This is a genomic window from Citrobacter cronae, assembly GCF_016893685.1.
Taxonomy (GTDB): Bacteria; Pseudomonadota; Gammaproteobacteria; order Enterobacterales; family Enterobacteriaceae; genus Citrobacter; species Citrobacter werkmanii.
Window position 1 is genome coordinate 988473 of the sequence record NZ_CP069763.1, and the last position, 5852, is coordinate 994324.

General features: G+C 55.8%; 6 protein-coding genes. 1 reads left to right on the forward strand and 5 read right to left on the reverse strand.

The window, feature by feature from the left end; translation table 11 throughout:
• Positions 1-1746: a gamma-glutamyltransferase gene (ggt, locus tag JSN25_RS04395; RefSeq protein WP_201287298.1), complete on the reverse strand. Its 1746-nt coding sequence runs from the start codon at positions 1744-1746 to the stop codon at positions 1-3.
• Positions 1747-1863: 117 nt separating this feature from the next.
• On the opposite strand from ggt, the gene JSN25_RS04400 reads away from it, so the two are divergent.
• Complete coding sequence (locus JSN25_RS04400; protein WP_038634965.1) at positions 1864-2307, forward strand: DUF2756 family protein; 444 nt, start codon at positions 1864-1866, stop codon at positions 2305-2307.
• On the opposite strand, the gene ugpQ is transcribed toward JSN25_RS04400, so the two are convergent.
• The 4 genes from ugpQ to ugpA are packed head-to-tail and all read right to left on the reverse strand — an operon-like array spanning position 2304 to position 5845.
• Positions 2304-3047 (reverse strand): glycerophosphodiester phosphodiesterase, encoded by a 744-nt coding sequence (gene ugpQ, locus JSN25_RS04405; RefSeq protein WP_087856273.1) that lies wholly within the window; start codon positions 3045-3047, stop codon positions 2304-2306. The genes JSN25_RS04400 and ugpQ overlap by 4 nt on opposite strands.
• Positions 3044-4114 carry a sn-glycerol-3-phosphate import ATP-binding protein UgpC gene (locus JSN25_RS04410; protein WP_069323779.1) on the reverse strand — a complete coding sequence of 357 codons (1071 nt, stop codon included), beginning with the start codon at positions 4112-4114 and terminating at the stop codon, positions 3044-3046. The genes ugpQ and JSN25_RS04410 overlap by 4 nt, the downstream gene beginning before the upstream one ends.
• A gap of 1 nt (position 4115) precedes the next feature.
• Positions 4116-4961 carry a sn-glycerol-3-phosphate ABC transporter permease UgpE gene (ugpE, locus tag JSN25_RS04415; protein WP_006687455.1) on the reverse strand — a complete coding sequence of 282 codons (846 nt, stop codon included), beginning with the start codon at positions 4959-4961 and terminating at the stop codon, positions 4116-4118.
• Complete coding sequence (gene ugpA / locus JSN25_RS04420; protein WP_085049029.1) at positions 4958-5845, reverse strand: sn-glycerol-3-phosphate ABC transporter permease UgpA; 888 nt, start codon at positions 5843-5845, stop codon at positions 4958-4960. Before ugpA ends, ugpE begins: the two co-directional genes overlap by 4 nt.
• Positions 5846-5852: the final 7 nt, after the last annotated feature.

Consider the following 5852-nt stretch of genomic DNA (forward strand, 5'->3'; position numbering starts at 1 on the left):
TTAGTATCCCGCCGTTAAGTCATCCACGGAACGCGGGTCGGACGCGCCATACAGGGCGCCATCCGGCCCAACCATAATACTTTGCGTGCTGCCCATCGCCTCTTTCAGCGCCACTTTCTGTCCTTTTTGCTCCAGCAACTTAAGCGTGTCCGGGCTGAAGCCCTTCTCGACGCGAAGCTCATCCGGCAACCACTGATGATGGAAGCGCGGCGCGTTGGTCGCTTCGGCGACGTTCATTCCGAAATCAATGCTGTTCACTACCATTTGCAGCACGGTAGTGATGATTCGACTCCCGCCAGGGCTGCCGGTCACCAGCCAGGTTTTCCCGTCTTTTACCACGATAGTCGGCGACATCGACGACAGCGGACGCTTCTTCGGCCCGACCGCGTTGGCATCGCCGCCCACCAGTCCGTATACGTTCGGTACGCCCGGCTTGGCAGAGAAATCGTCCATTTCATTATTGAGCAGAATACCGGTATTACCCGCCACAATCCCGGTGCCGAAGGTTGTATTCAAGGTATAGGTCACCGCCACGGCATTGCCGTCTTTATCCACCACCGAGAAGTGGGTGGTCTGGTTGCTTTCATACGGGGCGAGCTTGCCCGGTTTTATCTGGCTGGAAGGTTTGGCCTTGTTGATATCAATTTGATCGGCCAGCGTTTTCGCATAGGCTTTGTTGGTCAGCGCCTGCCACGGCACTTTCACAAAGTCCGGGTCACCCAGATACTCTGAACGGTCGGCATAGGCGTATTTTTCCGCTTCCGCCATGATTTGCATGGCATCGGCGCTGCCAAAGCCGTACTTCTTCATGTCGAAGTTTTCAAGAATATTGAGAATTTGCACGATGTGAATACCGCCCGAGGATGGCGGCGGCATGGAGAAGACCTGATACCCGCGATAGTCACCGCTGATGGGCGTACGCTCAACGGCTTTATAGCTGGCTAAATCCTCTTTGGTCATCAGACCGCCGTTCTTCTGCATTTCCCCGGCAATCTGGTCAGCAATCGCCCCTTTATAAAACGCATCCGGGCCGTTTTCGGCAATCATTTCCAGGCTTTTCGCCAGGTTCTTTTGCACCAGCTTATCGCCCTTCTTCAGCGGCTCGCCGTCTTTCCAGAAAATGGCTTTGCTGTTCTCATGATTAGGGATCACTTCGCTGCCGTAAGTTTTTAAGTCGTCGGCCAGCGCATCGTTAACCACAAAACCCTCTTCCGCCAGCTTCATCGCCGGACGCACTACTTTATTCAGCGGCATCGTGCCGTATTTCTCCAGCGCCAGCGAGAAACCCGCCACGGTACCCGGCGTACCGGATGCCAGATGCGACGTCAGCGACTTTTTCGCATCGGCGTTACCCTGATCGTCGAGGAACATATCACGGGTCGCGGCAGCAGGCGCCATTTCACGAAAATCAATCGCCGTAGTGTTACCGTCTTTGGTGCGCAGCAGCATAAAACCACCGCCGCCCAGGTTCCCCGCCTGCGGATGCGTCACCGCCAGCGCGTAACCAACGGCGACGGCGGCATCAACGGCATTGCCCCCCTGTTTGAGGATATCCACCCCGACCTGGGTGGCTAACGCATCCACCGAGGCCACCATTCCCTGCTGCGCACGCACGGGATGGAACACATCTTCCTCGACACCGTAGGATACCGGCGGTGGCGCTGCCGGCGCGGCAGCAACGCTAAAACAACTTCCTGAGAGCAGAGCAGCAATGGCTACCCGGCGTAAAAACGTCGGTTTTATCATCGTTATTCTCCAGATGTATGGGGTCGGCCCCCACTAAGCCTGGTGCATAACTCTGAAATAATCATCGTAACGGCGAGAAAGGAGTAAACTTAAGCGATCCCCGAGAGGAGAAAAGCGATGAAACGACTCTTACTTTTAGCCATGCTATTGCCGTTTGCAGGCTTTGCACAGCCCATCAACACCATGAATAACCCGAATCAACCGGGTTACCAGATCCCGAGCCAGCAGCGTATGCAAACCCAAATGCAAACGCAGCAAATTCAGCAAAAAGGGATGCTCAACCAGCAGTTGCAAACGCAAACCCGCATGCAGCAACAGCACATGGAAAACCAAATCAACACCAATTCCCAGCGAGTCCTTCAGTCCCAGCCTGGAGAGTTGAATTCGGGTCAACAGCAGATGCTGCCCAACAGCAACGGTGGCATGTTGAACGGAACCCGCAACCCGGACAGTTCGCTGAATAAACAGCAACATATGTTGTCAGAGAAAAAGAACGGCGACATGCTGAAGCCCTCCAGCACGCCGCAGCCTAACGTTCCGTTAAAAACGATTGGGCCTTAATAGGGTTGAAAATCCGGTCCTATCGTATCAATAGCATCGGTACAGATGCAGTCCACTCCCCAGCGCAGCAGCTCTGCCGCGCGCTGGGGTCGGTTGACGGTATAAACCAAAATACGTAGCCCCGCGTCGCGCAACGCATCCACGCGCGCTTCATCCAGCAGCTTATGATTAAGATGAATCGAGACGCAGCCGAGCCGGGTAGTGAGTTCGCGCCAGTCGTCACGCCATTCATCAAGCAGTAAACCGCGCGGCAGTTCAGGAACCGCCTGCTGCGCCGCTTCAAGCGCGTCAATTTCAAAAGACGACAACAGCGGCGGCGTCATTCCCGCCCACAGTTCACGCGCGGCCAGCGCCACGACTTTGCCGGTTAGCGTTCCGGTGCCGGTAGTGGGTTTAATTTCAATATTCGCCATCATGCCGTGCTGACGGCAGCGCGCGGCCACTTGCGAGAGCAGCGGCAGCGGTTCGCCTTTAAACTCGCCGCTAAACCAACCGCCTGCGTCCACGCGTAATAGATCCTGCCAGTTCAGTTCACCCGCCACGCCCCAGCCGTTACTGGTCCGTTCGAGATTGTCGTCGTGCAGCAAAAAGATCTCGCCGTCTTTCGACAACTTAGCGTCAAACTCAATCATGGTATGCCCGTATCGCGCCCCCACGTCTATCGCCGCCAGGGTGTTTTCCGGAGCCAGCTTACCGCCGCCGCGATGGGCGACAATGTGGGGATAAGGCCAGTTACTCATACGCGTTGTCCTGTTTCGCCATCAAAAAGATGCAAATGATTTTCTGGCAGATGCAGCCACAGCGTGCTGCCTGCCGTCGGGCGATGCTGATGCGCCAGTCGCACCACCAGCTTTTGCTCGCCCCAGCGCCCGTGTGCCAGGTTATCCGCACCCAGCATTTCCAGCGTGTCGACAACCAACGGCACACCGCCATCGGCCTGCGAGCTTAACGCAATATGCTCCGGGCGGATACCCAGCGTCATGTTACGCCCAATACACTCCCGGACGCTCCTGGCGATGGGCAAAGCCATGCCGTCATCCAGTTCAAAATGCGTACCCGAAGCGCTAATACGCCCATCCAGCAGGTTCATCGCCGGGCTGCCGATAAAGCTCGCCACAAAGCGGCTGGCAGGTTTCTCGTACACTTCAACCGGCGTACCGATCTGCTCGGCAATGCCTTTGTTCATCACCATCACCCGCTGGGCAAGGGTCATCGCTTCAACCTGATCGTGCGTCACATACAGCGAGGTGGTTTTCAGTCGGCGATGCAGATGTTGTAACTCCAGACGCATCTGCACGCGCAGCTTGGCATCGAGGTTAGAAAGCGGCTCATCGAACAGGAATACCGCCGGATCGCGAACAATCGCCCGTCCCATCGCCACGCGCTGACGCTGGCCGCCGGAAAGTTCGCGTGGGCGACGTTTGAGCAGTTCACCCAGTTCGAGAATACGTGCCGCCTCTTTCACCCGCTCGGCAATATGCTCCTTACCCATTCCACGGATCTTCAGCCCCCAGGCCATGTTTTCTTCTACGCTCATATGTGGGTAGAGGGCATAGTTCTGGAACACCATCGCAATGCCGCGATCTTTCGGCTCCATCTCGGTGACGCGCTTATTATCGATCCAGATATCGCCGCCGCTGACCCGCTCCAGCCCGGCCACCATCCGCAGCAACGTAGACTTGCCGCAGCCGGATGGCCCGACCATCACGATAAACTCCCCGTCCGCAACGTCCAGCGTCAGCGGTTTAATCACCTGGGTTTTGCCGTCCCAGCTTTTGGTTACTGCCTGTAGTTTGAGTCCTGCCATTTTATTTCTCACTGTCCACTAAACCACGCACAAAGGCACGCTGCATGGCTAACACGATAATTACCGGAGGGATGAGCGTCAGCAGCATGGCTGCCATCACCTGATTCCATTGGGTGGTACCTTCGCCGGTGGCGATCATGCCTTTGATGCCCGCTACCGCAGTGCCCAGGTTGACATCGGTAATAATTAACAACGGCCACAAATACTGGTTCCAGCCGTAAATAAAGGTGATCACGAATAGCGCCGCCAGATTGGTTTTTGACAGCGGTAGCACGATATCGCGGAAAAAACGCATCGGTGACGCGCCGTCAATACGCGCCGCTTCAACCAGCTCATCCGGCAGGGTCATAAAGAACTGACGGAACAGGAAGGTCGCGGTAGCCGACGCCATCAGCGGCAGCGTCAGGCCCGCGTAGCTGTCGAGCATTTTCAGGTTGGCGATCACTTCTACCGTCGGGAAAATACGCACCTCAACCGGCAGCATCAGGGTGATAAAAATCATCCAGAAGAACAGATTGCGCAGCGGAAAGCGAAACCAGACGATGGCGAATGCGGAGAGCATAGAGACGGTGATTTTCCCCACCGTAATACTGAACGCCATGATGAAACTGTTGAGCATCATCAGCCAGAACGGCGCGCTGTTGACGCCCACGCCGTTGACCCAGATGTATTTCATGTTTTCCAGCAACTGCGTGCCGGGAATCAGCGTCATCGGCGTTTCAAATACCGCTTTGTTGTCCAGCGTCGCCGCGACAAACGCGACGTACAACGGGAACAGGATCACCATGATTCCCAGCATCAGCATGGTATGGCTGAATATTGTCAGCCCACGACGGTTCTCAATCATTGGTAACGCACCTTACTTTCCACATAGCGGAACTGCACCACCGTCAAAATAATGACCAGGAACATCAGCACCACCGACTGCGCGGCTGACGCAGAGAGATCCAGGCCGACAAAGCCTTCACGATAGATCTTATAAATCAACGTCGTGGTCGCCTGTACCGGCCCACCTGCCGTGGCGGCGTCGATCACCGGGAAGGTGTCAAAGAAGGCATACACCAGATTCACCACCAGCAAAAAGAAACTGACCGGCGCAATCAGCGGCAGCGCTAATTTAAAGAAGCGGCGAACCGGTCCTGCGCCATCAATCGCGGCGGCTTCGATCAGCGACCGGGGAATAGATTGCAGTGCGGCAAAGAAGAACAGGAAGTTGTAACTAATCTGCTTCCAGACCGACGCGAACACCACCAGAAACATGGCCTGACCGCTGTTTTGCGCGTGATTCCAGTCATAGCCAAACTCAGCGAGCAAATGGGTGATCAGCCCGCGACCCGGGTTAAACAGGAAGATCCACAGTACGGCGGCAACGGCGGGCGCAACGGCGTAGGGCAACAGCATCAACGTCTGGTAAAAACGGCTACCGCGCACGACATAATTCACCAGCGCAGCAAAAAACAGCGACACCAGCAGGCCGCTTACCGTAACCAGCGTACTGAACTTTATCGTCGTCCAGAACGAATCAAGGTAGTACGGGTCATGGAACAGCGCGACAAAGTTTTCCAGTCCGACAAACTGGCTGGAAAGGCCAAAAGGATCAACGCTTTGTAGCGAGTACCACAGCGCTTCACCGGCGGGCCAGATAAAGAAAATAACGGTGATAACCAACTGCGGGGCCACCAGTAAATAGGGAAGCCAGCGCGAGCGAAACACCGGACGGGATGAGGACATTGAGGTT